Here is a 17,151-nt window from a genome sequence, read left to right on the forward strand (position 1 = left end):
GGGAGAGAGAATTGGAACGACTGCAACACAAGGTCTGGCCCCTGGGTCGGCCACATGATGTCCCGATTGCGGACTGGACGCTGAACGACAACCTGTTCCGCAATGTCGCCGCGACACCCGACAAACCCGCGCTGGTGTTTTACAACCGCGTCACCACCTATGCCCAACTGGGCGATCAGGTCGAACGCACGGCCGGCTATCTGCAACAGGTCTGCGGTGTGAAACCGGGCGACCGCGTGGCGGTCTATCTGCAAAACTCGCCTCAGTTCGCCGTGGCCATGTACGGGATCATTCGAGCGGGCGGCGTTGCCGTGCCGATCAACCCAATGAACCTGACCTCGGAAACCGACTATATCGTCGAGAACGCGGGTATCCGCACCGTGCTGACGGCGCAGGATCGGGTGGAAACGCTTGAACCCCTGCTGGCTCAGGACATTCTGGACCACGTTATCGTCACCGCCTATTCAGAGGCCCTGCCGGAAAACCCGCCTGCGGGCATTCCGGGCGCGATCGCTGAACCCAAAGCCGCGCTGCCAGAGGCCTTTACCGCCTGGGCCGATATGCTGGCCGCGGGTCACGCCCCTGCCCCGTTTGATCGCAAACCCGACGATCTGGTGCTGATGCCCTATACTTCGGGGTCGACCGGGCGCGGCAAGGGCTGCATGCACACGCACCAAACCACGCTGCACGCCACGCGCTGCATGATTGACTGGTTCGGACTAGAGCGCGACGACGTATTTCTGGCCGTCGCACCGATGTTCCATGTTGTGGGCCTTCAGGCCGGTCTGAACTCGGCGATCGAGGCCGGGGGCACCGCCGTGATCCTGCCCCGCTGGGACCGTGATATCGCCGCCAGCCTGATCCGCGAATTCGGGGTCTCGGCCTGGCCTTGCGTGCCCACGATGGTGATCGATTTCCTGAACCGCGAAGATCTGAAACCCGATGATCTGGACACGCTGCGTGTTCTGTGGGGCGGCGGTATCGCCATGCCCGAGGCCGTCGCGCAAAAGCTGCAAGAGATGACCGGCCTGACCTTCCTCGAAGGCTATGGCATGACCGAAACCATCGCGCCCTCGACCGCCACCCCCCCGCACCTGCCCAAGGCGCAATGCGGCGGCATCCCGGTCTTCAACACCGATGTGGCCATCGTGGACCCGGACACTCTGGAACGCATGCCCACCGGCGAGATCGGCGAGATCCTGATCTCGGGCCCGCAGGTCATGCTGGGCTATTGGGACAATGACGAGGCCAACGAAGAAGCATTCGTCGAGATCGAAGGCAAGCGCTTCATTCGCTCGGGCGATCTGGGCCGCGTCACCGAAGAGGGCTATGTCTACATCGTGGACCGCCTGAAACGCATGATCAATGCCAGCGGCTACAAGGTCTGGCCGACCGAGGTCGAGGCCAAGCTGTACCACCACCCCGCCATCGAAGAGGCCTGCATCATCTCGACCCAGGATCCCTATCGCGGCGAGACCGTGAAGGCGATCGTGGTGCTGAAACCCGGCGCCGAGCTGGGCGAAAAAGAGCTGGCCAAATGGGCCCACGGCCAGATGGCCGCCTACAAGGTGCCCCGCAAGCTGGAGATCGTGGACGCCCTGCCCAAATCGGGCTCGGGCAAAGTTCTGTGGCGCGAGCTGCAGGAACAGGAAAACGCCAAAACCAAGGAATCCGCGTAATGAAAGACGCTGTCATCGTATCCACCGCCCGCACCGGGCTGGCCAAGAGCTTTCGCGGCTCTTTGAACGCCACGCATGGCGCCACCATGGGCGGCCACGTGGTCAAACACGCGGTCGAACGGGCCAAGGTTGATCCCGCACTGATCGACGACGTGATCATGGGCTGCGGCTTTCCCGAAGCGGCAACCGGCATGAATATCGCGCGCCAATCGGCCATCCGGGGTGGCCTGCCCGTCGGCAGTGCGGCGCAAACCGTGAACCGGTTCTGCGCCTCGGGTCTGCAAACCATCGCCATGGCCTCGAACGCTGTGCAGCTGGGTCAGGCAGGCGCGATTGTTGCCGGAGGTGTGGAAAGCATCTCGATGGTGCAGCCGGTGCTGAACAAATCCAATATGGAAGAATCCTGGCTGGCCGAGCACAAACCCGCCGTCTACATGCAGATGATCGACACCGCCGACATCGTGGCGCAGCGCTATGATATCTCGCGCGAGGCACAGGACGTGTTCTCGGCCGAAAGCCAGCGCCGCACCGCTGCCGCGCAAGAGGCAGGCCTGTTCGACGCCGAAATCGTCCCCATGGACACGGTGATGGCTGTGAAAGACCGCGAAACCGGCGAAGTCTCGATGAAAGAGGCCACCGTCACCCGTGACGAATGCAACCGCCCTCAAACCACCGTCGAAAGCCTGGCTGGGCTAGACCCGGTGATGGGCCCCGACAAGTTCGTGACGGCGGGCAATGCCTCGCAACTGTCCGACGGCGCGTCGGCCTGTGTGGTGATGGAGGCCGACATGGCCGCCGCTGCGGGCGCGAAACCGCTGGGTGCACTGCGCGGCTTTGCCGTGGCCGGGTGCGAACCCGACGAGATGGGCATTGGCCCGGTTTTCGCCATCCCCAAGCTGCTGAAACAAACCGGCCTGAGCATGGACGATATCGACCTGTGGGAGCTGAACGAAGCCTTCGCCAGCCAGGCGCTGTATTGCGCAGACAAGCTGGGCATCGATCCGGCGAAACTGAACGTCAATGGCGGCTCGATTTCCGTGGGGCACCCGTTCGGCATGACTGGCGCCCGTCTGGCCGGCCACCTGCTGATCGAGGGCCAGCGTCGCGGTGCCAAATACGGTGTCGTGTCCATGTGTATCGCTGGCGGCATGGGCGCCGCTGGCCTGTTCGAGATTTTCCCGGCCTAACCGTCTGGGGCGACATTTCCCGGCTGTCGCGTTCTCCACACCACGAAACAGGGGCCAAACGGCCCCTTTTTCATGCGATCTGTCAGGAAATGGAAAGGGGGCCGCGCAGCCCCCTTTCTCTTGCGTTGTGCGTACCGGATGGCCACAGGATTGATCATCATCGGCACTGCACCGCACAACTGTCGACGCCTGAAACGACCTTCGTTTCATGGGCGTCTTCATTATTTGAGAGGGCCGTAAACTTGGTCAGGTGCGCCCCGTCACAACCATACTGGGGCACCCGAGTCCGTTGCTCCAATGAAAGGTCCACATGACCTGATATCGGCGCGTTCTATGTCGGAGGGCTGGAAAGGCGCTGAGAAACGCCATTATTATTAACGGGTTAACAAGATTGCTTACAGAAACCCCGCGGCCTCCATTCGGGCGCGGTAGGTCCGGCTGACCGGCACCAGTTCACCGTTGCTGATCGTCAGAAAAACCCGGCCATTGTCGCGCTCGACCCCGGTCACCGCGGCAAAGGTCACCCAATGCGACCGATGACAGCAATCCCCAGGAACGCCATCCATCTCGTCGATCGCGTCGGTGAAGCGCATCCGCAGCGTATGGGTTTCCTTCGGAAGATGAACCTCGACGAAATGGCCATTGGCGGAAAGACGCAAGATTGGGCCCTCCGACCCGTCTGGCAGGCGGCGCATCAGGCGTGGTTCGGGGATCACGTCTGCGGCTGCGCCCAAGGCCACGGATCCGTCCTCTCGGACAAGAAAGGCCAGCGTCTCGGCTTGAAAAATGCGGCGCAACGCATGCACGATGATGCCGGTCAACGCGACCAAAACCACCATGATCCAGAAACTTGGGATCACTTCGGGGATCCGCGCCAGGTAGATGGTCCAGCCATACAGGACCGGTGTAAACAGCAGGCACATTCCCAGCATTCGGGTCAGCTCGAACTGCCAGGCCAACCGATTTGTGCACCAAAGGGCCAGTATTTCGGACAAAACGACCGAGAACAAAATGGCCAGACCAATTACCACCGACCAGTAGACGGCCAACCAGGGCCAAACGAAAATCTGCGAGGAATGGAACGGCGCCATGATGGTCGCCGCCGAGGCAAACAGCAACCAAACAGCCAGAGTTCTACGGGTCCACAATCGTGTTGCAGAGCGTTTGCAAACAGAGATCAGAGTCGCGAAACTGTCGAGCGTCATAACAAAAACCGTCTAATAACAAATCCTTATATACCCCAATCTCAAGGTTGCGCCAGACCACGCGGGGTGCAAAACTCAGGGTTGTTGCAAGTCACTCGCGCATACGGAGAGCCAGCCAATGGGGCAAAACAACCAACAGCAGACCTCGGCGCAGTTGCGGTCCAGAATTCAGACCAGTTTTGACCGGCAAAGCATGATGACCACCTTCGGCGCGCAGCTGGGGGCGGTCAATCCGGGCCGAGTCGAAATCACGGCGCCGATTCTTCCCGGTGCGATGCAACAGCAGGGCCATGGGCACGCGGCGCTGAGTTTCGCGCTGGGGGACACGGCCGCGGGCTATGCGGCGTTAACCACAATCCCACTGGACCACGAGGTCGTAACCGCAGAGATAAAGATCAACCTGCTGGCCCCGGCCCGCGCCGATCTGTTGATCGCACGAGGCAAAGTTCTGAAACCCGGGCGACGGCTGATTGTGGTCTCGTCCGAGGTTTTCGCCCAGACAAACGGGCCCGACGGCCCGCAGGAAAAACTGATCGCGGTTCTGCAAGGCACGATGGTCCCCGTGCCGCTGTGATCGCGCTACAAAGTCTCCAGAACCGTCGCCTTGTAGGTACGCGACACCGGGATCTCTGCCCCGTCGCTCATGCGCAGCCGCAGCCTTCCGTCCTGGCGCAGCGCCTCGCGCACCTGATCGCGCGCCACCCAATGCGAGCGATGCACGCGCAGACCGTCGAACTGGGATAGCTCGCTCAGTGCATCTCCAAGGCGCAGCAGGATCAGCAACTCGCCCGCCCCTGTCACGACCTTCAGATAGTGATCCTGCGCCTCGAGCCGAACAAGGACCCCGCGCTTGTCAAATGGCAGTCTCTGCTGAAGGGCTGCATCTGGTGCGATCTTGGCGGCAGTGGGCTCTGCGCTGACCCCATGCACCACGATGCTGAGCGCCACCAACCCTTCGACAGCGACGGCGATGATCCAAACCACTCCCACCAGCCAAAGCCACGCGCCCCAGCCCATCCAATCGGAAAACACCGCCGCATTCAGCCCATGCACCAGCGCCCCCAGAACAAGCGCAAACCCCAAACGCCCGACGGCACGCAACGGTACAGAACGCCACGGGACCCACCGGCGATACGCCGCATCCAGCAAAACCGATCCCCCCACAACCGCCGCCCAATAGGCCAGGCGCGGCAGAAAGGGCAGCAACAGATAGGTTTCGAACGGACCCGCCAAGGCCGCCAGCAGCGACAGCACAATCCAGATCGCCAAGGGCACAATCACCCCCTGCCGTTCGCGAAGCGTCGATGAAAGGAAGCCCGAAAATCCGGTCACTCGCGTATCTCCTTGCCCTTTTGCGCAACCTGTCTTGGTTCGCCCCGTCTATAGCGCCATCCAAGGGCAAACGCATCCAACAAGGTATTCTTCATGACGCTTTCTCCGCTCTTGTCAGCCTCTTTCGCGATCCAGGCCCATGCCATCGCGGCGTTGGCGCTGATCCCGCTGACCATCACGATTTTCCTGATCCCGCGCGGATCGTCCCTGCACAAAGGATTGGGCTGGGCCTGGGTCGCAGGGATGGCGATCGTGGCAGTCTCTAGCTTTTGGATCACGGAAATACGCGTCTGGGGGGCATTCAGCCCAATCCACCTTCTGTCCGTTTTCACCCTGGGAACATTGGTTTTCGCCATCGTCAACATCCGCCGTCGCAAGGTCGGCCGCCATCGCAAGGCCATGCTGGCGCTGGTTTACGGAGCCCTGATCGGAGCAGGTCTGTTCACCATGCTGCCGGGCCGGATCATGAACCACGTTATTTTCGGAGCCTGACATGACCCTTCTGACAAATGCCCCGCTCTGGGTTTGGCCCCTCTTTTTGTTGCTTCTGGTGGTGGGCCTGCGCGCCACCCGCACACGTCGGGCCCCGCTGGTGCTGATCCTGGCGCTCCCTTTGCTGGGGGTGCTGAGCCTGCGCACGCTGTCCGGACTGCCCGCTCCGGTTTGGGGGTGGTGCGTATGGGCTGGTGCGTTGATCCTCGGCGGGCTGGTGGGCGCAAGGCTGCAATCGCGCTGGCTGATCGCGCGCGAAGGCCGGTGGGTTTCGCTGCGCGGAGAGTGGCTTACCCTGAGTGCAATGATGCTGCTATTCTGGTCGAATTTTGCGACAGGCGTGCTGCAGGCCGTGGCGCCTTCGGTTCTGGTGGCCCCGGGTTTTGTGGCAGGGCTGGCCGGTATCCTGGGCGTGTGTGCGGGCAGTTTCCTGGGCCGCGCTATTCAAACGGTGCGTACGTGAAACGGACAGGGGCGCCTCCCCGGAGGCGCCCATGCTTTTGCTGCCTCAGGCGGTCAGCCCTTCTGGTTCAGAGAGGTCGTTTGCGCGGCAGCAGGCGGTGAGGGTGTTGGCCAGCAGGCAGGCGATGGTCATCGGGCCGACGCCGCCAGGCACCGGGGTGATGGCTCCGGCCACGGCTGCGCAGCTGTCGAACTCGACATCGCCCACAAGGCGGGTTTTGCCCGCGCCGCGCTCGGGTGCGTCGATGCGGTTGATGCCCACGTCGATAACCGTGGCGCCCGGTTTGATCCAGTCGCCCGGCACCATTTGGGGCCGGCCCACGGCCGCCACCACGATATCCGCCCCGCGCACCACGCCCGGCAGATCCTGCGTGCGGCTATGCGCGATCGTCACCGTGCAGCTGTCGCCCAGCAGCAGCTGCGCCATGGGCTTGCCCACGATATTGCTGCGCCCGATCACCACGGCGTTCATCCCCGACAGGCTGCCGTGATGGTCGCGCAGCATCATCAGACAGCCCAGCGGCGTGCAGGGCACCATGGATTTCTGGCCGGTACCCAAAAGCCCGACATTCGAGATATGAAACCCGTCCACATCCTTGGCCGGATCGATCGCGTTGATCACCAGATCCTCGTTCAGATGATCCGGCAGGGGCAGCTGCACCAGAATCCCATGTACCGCAGGATCGGTGTTCAATTGGTTAATCAGCGCCAAAAGATCCGCCTCGGGCGTGTCGGCGGGCAGCTTGTGTTCATACGAATTCATGCCGACCTCGACGGTCATCTTGCCCTTGGAGCGCACGTAAACCTGGCTGGCCGGGTCCTCGCCGACCAGCACAACCGCCAGCCCGGGCGTGAGCCCCTGCTCTTCTTTCAAGCGCGCCACATGCTGCGCCACACGCCCCCGAACATCCGCCGCAAACGCCTTGCCGTCTATGATGGTTGCGGTCATGGGAAGCCCCTTTCGTTTGGTCAGCGGGCCAACGCCCAAGTTTCACGAAGCGTTTAGCGCCTAGAGCAGCGCGAGACCAGACCATCCGGGTGCGAATCCAGCAGAAATCGCATCAAAGGGTTTCCGATCCGCGCGCGTCCCTGCACAAAGGGAAACCGCGCCTAAAACAGGCCTTCGACCTGCCCCAGATCGTTCAGCATGATCTGTTCGGCGCTGGGGCGACGAGGAAGTCCCGGCATGGTCATGATCTCTCCGCAAATCACGACAACAAAGCCGGCACCGGCGCTCAGACGGACCTCGCGAATGGGGACGGAATGGCCGGTGGGCGCCCCGCGCAGGTTCGGATCGGTCGAAAAACTGTACTGCGTCTTGGCCATGCAGATCGGCAGATGGCCATAGCCCGCATCCTCCCACGCGCGCAGCTGATCGCGGATCTTTTTGTCGGCCAGCACCTCGTCGGCGTGGTAGATGCGCTTGGCGATGGTCTCGATCTTTTGGAACAGGGGCATGTCGTCGGGATAGAGCGGTGCAAAACCGGACCAGTCGCCCTCGGTCAGTTCGACAATGCGTTGCGCCAGGGCTTCGGTGCCCGCGCTGCCCTTTTCCCAATGCTGGCACAAGATGGCCTCGCTGCCCTGCGCGGCGACGAAATCCATTGCGGCCTGCACCTCGGCCTCGGTATCAGAGACGAAATGGTTGATCGCCACCACCACGGGCACGCCAAAGGATTTCACGTTGGCGATGTGACGGCCCAGATTGGGGCACCCATCCATCACGGCTTGCACGTTTTCAGCGTCCAAGTCAGCCTTGGCCACACCCCCGTTCATTTTCATCGCGCGGATCGTGGCGACGATGACCACAGCGTCGGGGGCCAGGCCTGCCTTGCGGCACTTGATGTTCATGAACTTTTCAGCGCCCAGATCGGCCCCGAACCCGGCCTCAGTGACCACGTAATCGGCCAGTTTCAGCGCCGTCGTCGTGGCAATGACAGAGTTGCAGCCATGCGCGATATTGGCGAAGGGCCCGCCATGCACAAAGGCCGGGTTATTTTCCAGCGTTTGCACCAGATTGGGCTGCATCGCGTCCTTCAGCAGCACCGTCATCGCGCCATCCGCCTGAATGTCGCGGGCATAAATGGGCGAACGGTCCCGCCGATACGCCACGATAATGTCGCCCAGGCGCTGTTGCAGGTCCTCCAAATCGCGGGCCAGGCACAGGATCGCCATGACCTCCGACGCGACGGTGATGTCAAAGCCTGTCTGGCGCGGAAACCCGTTTGCGACCCCACCCAACGAGGTCACCATGTCCCGAAGCGCCCGGTCGTTCATATCCATCACACGGCGCCAGGTGACGCGGCGCTCGTCAATGCCCAGCTCGTTGCCCCAATAGATATGATTGTCGATCATCGCGCTCAGCAGGTTATGCGCGCTGGTGATGGCGTGGAAATCGCCGGTGAAATGCAGGTTCATCTCTTCCATCGGGATAACCTGCGCATATCCACCCCCGGCCGCGCCGCCCTTCATCCCGAAGCACGGGCCCAGCGAGGCTTCGCGGATGCAGACCGCCGCCTTTTTGCCGATCCGGTTCAACCCGTCGCCCAGGCCGACGGTCGTGGTGGTCTTGCCCTCGCCCGCCGGGGTCGGGTTGATTGCCGTGACAAGGATCAGCTTGCCATCCGGGCGATCCTGAACCGAGCGGATAAAGTCCTGCCCGATCTTGGCCTTATCATGACCAAAGGGCAGCAGATGGTCGCTGGGGATACCCAGTTTCGCTCCGATCTCTTGAATCGGTTTCTTGTCGGCCTCGCGCGCGATTTCGATGTCAGATTTGTAGCTCATCACGGGTCTCCCTCTGCCCCCGATTGGCTGAACGGGGGCACCGTTTGTCATGCCTTTGGTATAGCGCGACCAAATTCGCATCGGGACCGCAAATCCGACATTTCCACACCGAGTTGCGGCGTGGTTTACAGTGACGATCAGACCTGCAAGGTGAAAAACAGCCGCCGGAAGGGAAACAGAACGGACCCGTCAGCGCGCAGGGGATAGGCCTGGGCCATCTTGGCCTCGTAAGCGGCGATCAGCTGCGTTTGCTCGGCGGGGAACAGCGCGTTCAAAATCGGCCGCGCAAAGGTGGATTCGGTGAAATGGCGCACCGGATGGCCCTTTGCGACGGGTACTAGCCGTTGCAGGTACTCGGTTTGCCAGATGCGGACCTCGCCAAGGGGGGCCAGAATGTCGTGATAGTCCTCGGGGGTCAGAATGCCGGGGCCGTTGTCCGTATCGACCTGTCCGGCAAACATCTGCGTGGCCAGATCCACCCATGTCCGATGCGAGGGCGCAGGGTTCTGATGCGGCACCTGCACGGCCAGAACACCTTCTGGCGCGAGGGACTTGGCCAAGTCTGGCAGCAGGCGGTGGTGATCCGGCAGCCAATGCAGCGCGGCGTTTGAAAAGATCAGCGCGGGCGGCTGATGCGGGCGCCACAGCGCGATATCGGCCTGATCCAACCTCGTGTACAGACCCAGCTCTGCCGCCTTGTCCAACATGGTGCGCGAGCTGTCCACGCCGATCAGATCGCACCCGGAAAATCGCGTGGTCAGATCCGCCGCCACCGCCCCGGCCCCGCATCCAAGGTCAATCACGTCCCCATTGGGCAGCGGGGGCAGCGCCGACAATAGATCCAGCGCCGGCCGCAACCTGAGATCCGAGAAGCGTTGATACGTGCTTGGGTTCCAGTCCGTCATTTCACGCCCCTGTTCTGCATACATTTGTATACCATGCCGTAAAACAAAAGAAAAGCCGGGGTCTCCCCCGGCTGATCCTTATGCGGTTGGTTCCGGTTCCATCCCACCTTCGGGCGGAGATTTCTTCGGTTTGGTCTTGGGAATGGCCGTGACCGAAGGCGCGTTGCCCGCGTCCGAGCTGTCATCCTCGTCGGGGCCCGCATGGGGGGGCTCGCCACGGATCACGCGCTCGATTTCTTCGCCGGTCAGGGTCTCGTATTCCAGCAGGCCCTGCGCCAGACGTTCCCATTCTTCCTCGCGCTCTTTCAGGATGCGCATCGCCTCGTCATAGCCGTCCTGGATAAAGGTGCGCACCTCTTCCTCGATCAGCTCTTTGGTATGCGCCGACACCGAGAAGCCGGGCGTCTGGCCAGAATAGCCCTCGTGCGCCTCGGAATAGTCGATGTTGCCGACCTTATCGGACATGCCCCAGCGCAGCACCATGGCGCGCGCCAGACCCGAGGCCTGCTGGATATCCCCAGCCGGGCCGTTGGACACGTCATCCTCGCCATATTTCAGGATCTCAGCGGCCTTGCCAGCCATGGTCATGGCCAGTTTCTGCTCGCATTCGGACTTGTGCCAGTTCAGGCGGTCGATTTCAGGCAGGCTGACCACCATCCCCAGCGCACCACCGCGCGGAATGATGGTGGCCTTATAGACCGGGTCACATTTCGGCAGGGTCAGGCCAACAATGGCGTGGCCAGCCTCGTGATAGGCGGTCTTTTCCTTCTGGTCTTGCGTCAGCACCATCGAGCGGCGCTCGGCCCCCATCATCACCTTGTCCTTCGCGTTCTCGAAGTCCTCCATGGTGACGAAGCGGCGGCCCACACGAGCGGCCATCAGCGCGGCCTCGTTGACCAGGTTCATCAGATCCGCGCCCGAGAAACCGGGGGTACCACGCGCGATGATACGCAGATCAACGTCAGGGCCCAGCGGGGTTTTGCGCGCGTGAACGCCCAGGATTTTCTCGCGGCCCTTGATGTCGGGGTTGGGCACGGTGACCTGACGGTCAAAGCGGCCCGGACGCAGCAGCGCAGGGTCCAGCACGTCACGGCGGTTGGTCGCGGCAAGGATGATCACACCCTCGTTGGCCTCGAACCCGTCCATTTCGACCAGCAGCTGGTTCAGGGTCTGCTCGCGCTCGTCATTGCCACCGCCATAGCCAGCGCCACGGGCACGGCCCACGGCGTCGATCTCGTCGATGAACACGATACAAGGTGCGTTTTTCTTGGCCTGTTCGAACATGTCACGGACACGGGAGGCGCCCACGCCGACAAACATTTCCACGAAATCCGAGCCCGAGATGGTGAAGAACGGCACACCCGCCTCGCCGGCGATGGCACGGGCCAGCAGGGTTTTACCAGTACCCGGAGGGCCCACCAGCAGCGCGCCCTTGGGAATTTTGCCGCCCAGACGCGAGAATTTCTGCGGGTTGCGCAGGAATTCAACGATCTCTTCCAGCTCTTCCTTGGCCTCGTCGATGCCAGCAACGTCATCAAAGGTCACGCGGCCCTGTTTTTCGGTCAGCAGCTTGGCCTTAGATTTGCCAAAGCCCATGGCCCCGCCTTTACCGCCACCTTGCATCCGGTTCATGAAGTAAATCCACACACCGATCAGCAGCAAGAACGGCAGCAAACTGAGGATAAACGACTGGAATCCCGATTGTTCCTGGCTTTCGGCCGTGACCGGCACGCCTTTTTCGATCAGAATCTTGGTGACTTCGGCGTCGTCGGGCTTGATCGTCACATAGTCGCGCCCATCGGTGCCACGGTATGTCACTTTCTCTCCGTCCAGGGTCACTTTGCTGACCCGTTCCTCTTCGACCGCCTGAATGAAGTCAGAATACGGGATCGACTGGTTCTGCAAGGTCGAGCCAGAGCCACTGAACAGATTGAACAGGGCGAGGACCAGCAGGAACAGTACGACCCAAAAGGCGATATTTTTCGCGTTGCCCAAGGAAAGTCTCCCTAAATCTTCGTTGGCTCTGCGCCTATCACAGCCGCCACCGTACTTAAATAGAGATCATGCACCCATCTTCAATGCGTGGAAAGGGCGGAAACGAAATCTGTGCGGTATGGCGCAGGTTTAGCCCGCCATTGATTGGACCAACCGCTAAGAGGAGCAGCAATCAGCCCACCAGCCCGCCACACAGCCGGATCAGCGTGCAAAGCTGCGGCGGGGCGGTAGGGATTTCGCTCGGCCAATTGCGCCAAGCCCGCTGCGCCCAGCGGCGCGACGACATCGTCCGGCTGAGCGGGGCCGGTCAGGATCCACCGGTTATCCCAAACCTCTTTGGGCTTCGCCGTCAGATCGGCCACCGCCGCGTATTCACGAAACAGCCACAGGCGCTGCTTGCGCTGCGTCAGGCGACACCCGTGCAACGTGGCCCCCTGTCCGGCTTCGATTGCCGCCAGCATCCCATCGACAGCTGCGCGGCGCGGGGCATACTCTGCCCCCGAGATCCACCGCAGCGCGGCAACCAGAAACCGGCGCCGCAGTTCGGTCGGCAACAGCGCAAAGGCGCCCGCATTCACGGTTACATCCGGCCCAACCATCTGCACATGGTCCCGCACAAACCCCTCCAAAGCCCAGTTCAGCGCCGCTTTGGCCAGCGCCAGGTTTTCCGACACCTGCGCCAAGGTCTGAGCCGTCAGCCCGATCTGCGCCAGATCCTGAGCCCGCGCGCGCAGTTTGACCCGGTCATAGGTCATATCGTCATTCGAGGGGTCCTCGGCCCATTCCTGACCAAGCCCGGACAGATAGGTCCGCAAATCCGACCGACGCGCGCTCAGCAAAGGCCGATGAAAGCGCACGCCATCCGTGACTCGATCGGACATCGCCGACAGCCCGTCCACACCCGAGGCTCGGGCCAGCCGCATCAAAAAGGTTTCCGCCTGATCCTCGATCGTGTGGGCCAACAATATGTCGCTTAGGCCCTGCGCCACTGCCCATTGGGCGATCAGGCCATAGCGGGCCGCCCGGGCGCGATCCTGAAGGTTGCCGCTGCCGTCCCAGCCCTGCCAGCGCAGCACTGTATGCGGCAGGCCCAGCCCGGCACAGGCTTGAGCCACCATCTGGGCCTCTTGCGCGGCTTCGGGGCGTAATCCGTGATCCACCGTGACCACCTGCAGCTCGGCCTGCCCCCAGCCTGCCGCCAGCCGCAGCATCGCCATCGAATTTCCGCCCCCGGAAACGGCCAATCCCAGCCGAGAGGCCGGGATCCGCGCCATCTGCGTGGCGAATTCAGAAGGAAGATCGGTTACTGACAGCCCAGTTGCTCCATCGCGACCATGGCCGGTTCAACCGAGGCCGAGGTCGGAAACCGCACGCCCACCTCGCCCAGTGTCACACAGGCATCTTGTGTCTGCCCCAGATCCGCCAGCGACTGGCCCAGCAAAAACAGCGCCTCGGGGGCATCGTCCCCCTGCGGATCGGTGCTGAAGGCGGTCAGAAAGGCCCGCGCCGCGGCGGGGGTATCCTTCATCTCGGCCAAGGCTTTGCCCCGCAGCAGAAACGCCTGCGAGGTCAGCGGGCTGCCGGGATAGGCCTCGGTAAAGGCCAAAAACTTGCGCGCGGCCCCGGCGTGATCCCCATTCATCATCGCGTTATGCGCCGCATCAAAATCAGCACGTTCGCCCACGGCCAGTTGCGCGCCGCCAGTGCTGGGAGGCTGGGCCACGGGCACCGCGGCGCCCTGATCTTCGCCGCCAAGGGTCGAGGTCTCGCCCAGCTTGCTCAGATCGCCGCCTTCCAGTTCAACCAGGCGAAATTCCAGATCGCCGATGCGGTTGGTGCCGTCGGCCACGATCCGGTTGATGCGGAATTCCAGCTGTTCGGTCTTGGCGGTCAGCTGCTGCATCTGCTGTTCAATCGCATCAACGCGATTCAGAACCGAGCCCCCCCCGACACCCGAAGGCGCGCCAGTGGTGCTCAGCTCACGCTTCAGCCGTTGGATTTCCACATACAGCACCGACAATTCCTGCCGGATATCGGCCAAGGTCTGCGTCCGGCTCTGGGCCACCCCGACCGAGGGCACAACACACGCAGCAAAGATGACAGCAAAAACCCAACGCATTCCTAAATCCTTTTACCCGGTGTAATCGACCGAAATGATGGTCACAGCCCGGCGGTTCTTGGCATAGCACGCCTCTTGGCTGCAAATCTCGATCGGGCGTTCCTTGCCATAGCTGACCACCTTCAGACGCGAGGGCGACACCCCGCGCGACACCAGGTATTCCTGCACGGAATTGGCGCGACGGGCCCCCAACGCAAGGTTATATTCGCGCGTGCCCTGTTCGTCCGCGTGGCCTTCGATGATGGCGGTGTAATCCGAGTTGGTCATCATCCATTCGGCCTGTGCGTCCAGGGTGAACTTGGCCTCTTCGCCCAGGTTCGACTGGTCGACCGCGAAAAACACGCGGTCGCCCACGCTTTCCTGGAAATACAGTGGCGACGTTGGATCGCTGGCCGAGCCAGATCCGTTCAGGTTCACAGTGTCATCGCCAAAGCGACCCGGATCAGAACAGGCCGCCAGGGCCAGGATCGACGTCAGCAATACGGCGCGCGTCAGATGTTTCATGGAATTGCCCTACTCGATTTTATGTTTTTCCTAGATTTATCACATTGTGGCCCGCGTGGGAATGGACCCGCCGCCGCGTCATTGCAGCGGCGACCAGGCCGGATCCGAGGCCCCGCTGACCGTTTTCACCCGTTTCAGGTTCCGTCCGGTGATGTCGACCGTGTACAGGCTGGCCGAGCCGCTGGCCCCTTGGGTTTCGCGCGTGAACATGATCACGCGGCCATTGGGCGACCAGGTGGGGCCCTCGTCCAGGAACGAGGCCGTCAGCAGGCGTTCCTCGGATCCATCCGTGCGCATCACGCCGATGTGGAACCGGCCCTTGGATTGCTTTGTAAAGGCGATCAGATCACCACGCGGCGACCAGACAGGCGTACCATACCGCCCCTGACCAAAGCTGATCCGCTTGGGCGTGCCCCCGCTGGCATTCATGACATACAGCTGTTGCGTGCCACTACGGTCGCTTTCAAACACGATCTGGCTGCCGTCGGGGCTAAAGCTGGGGGCGGTTTCGATCGAGGGTGAGCTGGTCAGCCGCTGCGATTTCCCGCTGCGGATGTCCATCCGGTAGATGTCGGTATTGCCGCCTTGGGTCAGCGAATACACCACCGTCTGACCGTCAGGGCCAAAACGCGGCGCAAAGCTCATGGTGCCGGGCTGATCCTGCAACACGCGCCGCCCGATGCTGGCCACATCCAACACATAGATGCGCGGGAACCCGGTTTCATAGCTGGTATACAGGATCCGGTCGCCAGTGGGCGAAAAACGCGGGGCGAGCACCAGGCTGGAATTGTCCGTCAGGTACTGCACATTCGCGCCGTCGTAATCCATGATGCCCAGACGTTTTTTCCGATCACCCTTGGGGCCGGATTCAGACACGAACACCACGCGACTGTCGAAATAGCCACCTTCGCCCGTAATCCGGCTATACACCGCATCCGCCACCTTGTGCGCCATGCGCCGCCAGCCATCCTGCGTGCCCGCGAATTGCAGCCCGTTGCCCAGTTCTTGCCCGGCGAACACGTCATACACGCGGAACTTCACCACCAAGCGCCCACCCGATTGCAGACTGACCGCGCCCGAGATCAGCGCCTGTGCATTGATCGCCTTCCAGTCGGCAAACTGTACGGGCGAAGAAAAGCTGGTGATCTTGCTGATATGCGCCTTGGCGGGGATTTCACGGAACAATCCGGTGCCGCTCAGGTCTTCGGCAACCACACGGGCAATGTCGCGCGCCACACGGTTTGCGCTGCTGTTTTCGGCCACAAAGTCCGGCACTGCAAAGGGTAAGGGTTCAATCACACCTTCGGTGATCTCGATCCGCAGAGGGGCCGCTTGGGCCGGCAGGGCAAGGCCCATCATAAAAATGGCCGTCAGGAGGGTCAGAACAGTTTTCATCATTTGATCCTCATTTTCTCCGGATTGAATGTCATTTCAATGTCGCGCCACTGCGCATACTTGTCTTTCGGCAAATTATAGCCACTGGCTCCGCACCGAATGATCGCACGGCGCGCGGCCTCGAACGCCTGCCGGGACGAGCTGTCACTGCCCCCGCGACTGGACACCAGGCGGATCGAGCCAATATCCGGCTTGCCCTCTTCGGACAGGCTGACGGCGACCACGACGGTGGTGCGCAGTGCCTCGGACGACAACGAGCCAGTGTTCCAGCACCGTTGTACCGACACGCGCAGCGCATCCTTTTCCCCGGCGGTCAGGGGCGGCCCCGAGGGCGCGGCGGGTTGCGACTCGGCGGCGGCGTCGGCCACGGCCTGTTCGATGGCGCTGCGGAAATCATCCTCTGCAGGCTTAGGAGCGGGGCGCGATGGCCGCGCTTTGGGTCTGAGCGACCGGCTGGGTGCGCTGGCGGCCTCTTCGGCCTCGGTCACGATCTCTTTGGCGGCTTCCTCGGGGGCGGTGGCCTCGGCCTCTTCTTTCTGAACCTCGCCTGCTTCGTCCTTGGTCACCTCTTCGCGCACCACATCATCGGGGCGCGCATCCGGTTCGGGCTGGGCCACGGGTTCAGGGGCCACACGCGCGGCGGGGCGCGGTTTGGGGCGCAGAGACGTCTTGGGCGCCAAAACCACCTCGGGTTCCGGCGGGGGCGTGATTTCGGGCGGGGTATCTTCGACCTCGGTCGGCGGCGGAGCCACGATCTGGGTCACATCCGGGCTGTCATCGGGCGGCGCGGCGGGTTCCACCACGGGCTGTTCCGGACGTGGCTGGGGTTCAGGATCAGGCGCGGGTTGTGCCACGGGCAGCGGCTCTGCCTCTTCGGGCGGGGTGATCACGGGGGGTGTCGGGGCTTCGGTCTCGGGTTGAGGGGGCGTCACTATGCCCATGATCTGGTCGAATTCCTCGGTCGAGATCACGGCCACTTCGGTCACTTCAAACGGGTCTGGCGAGGGCGCAAAAGCATCGCCCAGCAGCAGCCAGCCGATCAGCCCCGCATGGCCAACCCCCGAGATATAGTGACCCGCACTCATGCGC

16 protein-coding genes are annotated in these 17,151 nt (G+C 62.3%); 5 read left to right on the forward strand and 11 right to left on the reverse strand.

Annotated features, from left to right (window positions below):
- Nucleotides 1-11: 11 nt before the first annotated feature.
- Both ACXADQ_RS19060 and ACXADQ_RS19065 read left to right on the forward strand, forming a co-directional pair.
- Nucleotides 12-1,679: a long-chain-fatty-acid--CoA ligase gene (locus ACXADQ_RS19060; protein WP_475325036.1), complete on the forward strand. Its 1,668-nt coding sequence runs from the start codon at nt 12-14 to the stop codon at nt 1,677-1,679.
- Nucleotides 1,679-2,866 carry an acetyl-CoA C-acyltransferase gene (locus ACXADQ_RS19065; protein ID WP_475325040.1) on the forward strand — a complete coding sequence of 396 codons (1,188 nt, stop codon included), beginning with the start codon at nt 1,679-1,681 and terminating at the stop codon, nt 2,864-2,866. Before ACXADQ_RS19060 ends, ACXADQ_RS19065 begins: the two co-directional genes overlap by 1 nt.
- A 395-nt stretch (nt 2,867-3,261) precedes the next feature.
- Here ACXADQ_RS19065 and ACXADQ_RS19070 read toward each other — a convergent pair whose 3' ends face one another.
- The gene (locus ACXADQ_RS19070) at nt 3,262-3,984 is read right to left on the reverse strand and encodes a LytTR family DNA-binding domain-containing protein (RefSeq protein ID WP_475325044.1); all 723 of its coding nucleotides are present in this window, start codon (nt 3,982-3,984) and stop codon (nt 3,262-3,264) included.
- Between the two features lie 205 nt (nt 3,985-4,189).
- Between ACXADQ_RS19070 and ACXADQ_RS19075 the strand changes: the two genes are divergently transcribed.
- Nucleotides 4,190-4,645 carry a PaaI family thioesterase gene (locus tag ACXADQ_RS19075; RefSeq protein WP_475325047.1) on the forward strand — a complete coding sequence of 152 codons (456 nt, stop codon included), beginning with the start codon at nt 4,190-4,192 and terminating at the stop codon, nt 4,643-4,645.
- 5 nt (nt 4,646-4,650) lie between these two features.
- On the opposite strand, the gene ACXADQ_RS19080 is transcribed toward ACXADQ_RS19075, so the two are convergent.
- On the reverse strand, nt 4,651-5,403 hold the full coding sequence (locus ACXADQ_RS19080) for a LytTR family DNA-binding domain-containing protein (RefSeq protein WP_475325051.1): 753 nt from the start codon (nt 5,401-5,403) through the stop codon (nt 4,651-4,653).
- 93 nt (nt 5,404-5,496) lie between these two features.
- Between ACXADQ_RS19080 and ACXADQ_RS19085 the strand changes: the two genes are divergently transcribed.
- Nucleotides 5,497-5,895: a DUF2306 domain-containing protein gene (locus ACXADQ_RS19085; protein WP_475325055.1), complete on the forward strand. Its 399-nt coding sequence runs from the start codon at nt 5,497-5,499 to the stop codon at nt 5,893-5,895.
- A 1-nt stretch (nt 5,896) separates the two neighbouring features.
- Nucleotides 5,897-6,358, forward strand: a complete 462-nt coding sequence (locus ACXADQ_RS19090) for a hypothetical protein (protein ID WP_475325059.1) — start codon at nt 5,897-5,899, stop codon at nt 6,356-6,358.
- Between the two features lie 45 nt (nt 6,359-6,403).
- On the opposite strand, the gene folD is transcribed toward ACXADQ_RS19090, so the two are convergent.
- The 9 genes from folD to ACXADQ_RS19135 all read right to left on the reverse strand — a co-directional run bounded on the left by folD (nt 6,404) and on the right by ACXADQ_RS19135 (nt 17,147).
- The gene (gene folD, locus ACXADQ_RS19095) at nt 6,404-7,306 is read right to left on the reverse strand and encodes a bifunctional methylenetetrahydrofolate dehydrogenase/methenyltetrahydrofolate cyclohydrolase FolD (protein WP_475320443.1); all 903 of its coding nucleotides are present in this window, start codon (nt 7,304-7,306) and stop codon (nt 6,404-6,406) included.
- A 161-nt stretch (nt 7,307-7,467) separates the two neighbouring features.
- Nucleotides 7,468-9,144 (reverse strand): formate--tetrahydrofolate ligase, encoded by a 1,677-nt coding sequence (locus ACXADQ_RS19100; protein ID WP_475325062.1) that lies wholly within the window; start codon nt 9,142-9,144, stop codon nt 7,468-7,470.
- A gap of 137 nt (nt 9,145-9,281) precedes the next feature.
- Nucleotides 9,282-10,049: a methyltransferase domain-containing protein gene (locus ACXADQ_RS19105; RefSeq protein WP_475325065.1), complete on the reverse strand. Its 768-nt coding sequence runs from the start codon at nt 10,047-10,049 to the stop codon at nt 9,282-9,284.
- A gap of 78 nt (nt 10,050-10,127) precedes the next feature.
- Complete coding sequence (gene ftsH / locus ACXADQ_RS19110) at nt 10,128-12,044, reverse strand: ATP-dependent zinc metalloprotease FtsH (RefSeq protein WP_475325068.1); 1,917 nt, start codon at nt 12,042-12,044, stop codon at nt 10,128-10,130.
- 80 nt (nt 12,045-12,124) lie between these two features.
- Complete coding sequence (gene tilS, locus ACXADQ_RS19115; RefSeq protein WP_475325070.1) at nt 12,125-13,318, reverse strand: tRNA lysidine(34) synthetase TilS; 1,194 nt, start codon at nt 13,316-13,318, stop codon at nt 12,125-12,127.
- Between the two features lie 29 nt (nt 13,319-13,347).
- Nucleotides 13,348-14,163 (reverse strand): tol-pal system protein YbgF, encoded by an 816-nt coding sequence (ybgF, locus tag ACXADQ_RS19120; RefSeq protein ID WP_475325074.1) that lies wholly within the window; start codon nt 14,161-14,163, stop codon nt 13,348-13,350.
- Nucleotides 14,164-14,175: 12 nt separating this feature from the next.
- Nucleotides 14,176-14,667, reverse strand: coding sequence for a peptidoglycan-associated lipoprotein Pal (gene pal / locus ACXADQ_RS19125; protein WP_475325077.1), 492 nt, complete (start codon nt 14,665-14,667; stop codon nt 14,176-14,178).
- A gap of 78 nt (nt 14,668-14,745) precedes the next feature.
- Nucleotides 14,746-16,065, reverse strand: coding sequence for a Tol-Pal system beta propeller repeat protein TolB (tolB, locus tag ACXADQ_RS19130; RefSeq protein ID WP_475325080.1), 1,320 nt, complete (start codon nt 16,063-16,065; stop codon nt 14,746-14,748).
- The gene (locus tag ACXADQ_RS19135) at nt 16,062-17,147 is read right to left on the reverse strand and encodes an energy transducer TonB (protein ID WP_475325083.1); all 1,086 of its coding nucleotides are present in this window, start codon (nt 17,145-17,147) and stop codon (nt 16,062-16,064) included. The genes tolB and ACXADQ_RS19135 overlap by 4 nt, the downstream gene beginning before the upstream one ends.
- Nucleotides 17,148-17,151: the final 4 nt, after the last annotated feature.

It is taken from the genome of Thalassovita sp. ABM4_323 (assembly GCF_056158665.1).